The organism is Bacillus sp. P4_D3, from assembly GCF_056401855.1.
Genome location: NZ_JBFUIN010000889.1, coordinates 1 through 1,139, shown reverse-complemented (window position 1 = coordinate 1,139; position 1,139 = coordinate 1). Strand labels below are relative to the sequence as shown.

General features: G+C 37.0%; 1 protein-coding gene and 1 pseudogene. Both read right to left on the bottom strand.

Annotation, left to right across the window (positions count from 1 at the left end; all coding sequences use genetic code 11):
• Positions 1-121: pseudogene (locus AC1DTM_RS27700) on the bottom strand (spore gernimation protein); the annotation flags it as partial.
• Positions 118-1,139: spore germination protein (locus tag AC1DTM_RS27695; RefSeq protein ID WP_477001398.1), on the bottom strand; the 1,022-nt coding region annotated here is incomplete at its 5' end. The gene AC1DTM_RS27695 and the pseudogene AC1DTM_RS27700, both read right to left, overlap by 4 nt.

Here is a 1,139-nt window from a genome sequence, read left to right as displayed (position 1 = left end):
GTGTATTCACTTTCTCAGCCGCGGTTCTAGGTAAAGTGAGAATTCCGATAGCAAGTATATAATTGATAAGAATAACAGCTGCTTGTGAAGTAGGAATTTTATCCTTTGAGTTAGTAATCATTCCTCTTCACTTCCTTTCCGTACATAGTCTTTTAAATTCAACATTTTTGGACGTCGCTTCATCATCTGAATTGGCATACGAACAATAAAATCCTTCCAATCGGTAAATTGATATAAGACAGCCGGGCTAGCATAAGGTACACCAAAACTTTTAAGCCTTGAAATATGACTGCATATAAATAAGAAAAATAGAATAACTCCATATAATCCGAATATAGCAGCGAAAAACATAGCTACAAAGCGAAGAATACGTAATGGAATTGCTGTACTATAATGAGAAAGTGCAAAAGAAGAAATAGCTGTGGCCGCCACAACAATTACCATTATTGGACTCACAATTCCAGCTGATACAGCTGATTGCCCAATGATTAATCCTCCTACAATTCCCATCGCTGAACCAATAGGCTTAGGTAGTCGTAGCCCTGCTTCTCGTAAAATTTCAATTGCAATTTCCATAAATAATCCTTCTATAATTGCAGGAAACGGGACGCCTTCTCGCCCTCCTATAATTGAAATGGCTAACTTAGTTGGAATCAATCCAGGATGGAATGAAATAAATGAAATGTACAGAGCGGGAGCAAATAGAGAAATAATAGCCGTTCCAAAGCGCAATAACCGAATCAGCGTACCTGGTATCCAGCGTTCATAATAATCTTCGGGTGATTGCATCATCATACTAAATGTAACCGGAACAATTAATACAAAAGGTGTTCCATCTAATAAAATTGCAACCCTTCCTTCCATTAATGCAGCGATAACTTTATCAGGACGTTCCGTACTCTGTACTTGCGGGAAAGGACTAAGATAATTATCTTCAATAAGTTGTTCTATATAACCTGATTCTGGCACATTATCAATATTAATTTTCTCAATTCTCTTCTTAACTTCTTCTACTAATTCTGGATCAGCAATCTCTTTCATAAAGGCAACAACCAAGTCTTTCTTAGCCCGTTCTCCTACATGAAATTTCACTAATGATAATCCTTCATTTTCACCGTGTAACCGTAACAAAGCAGTAT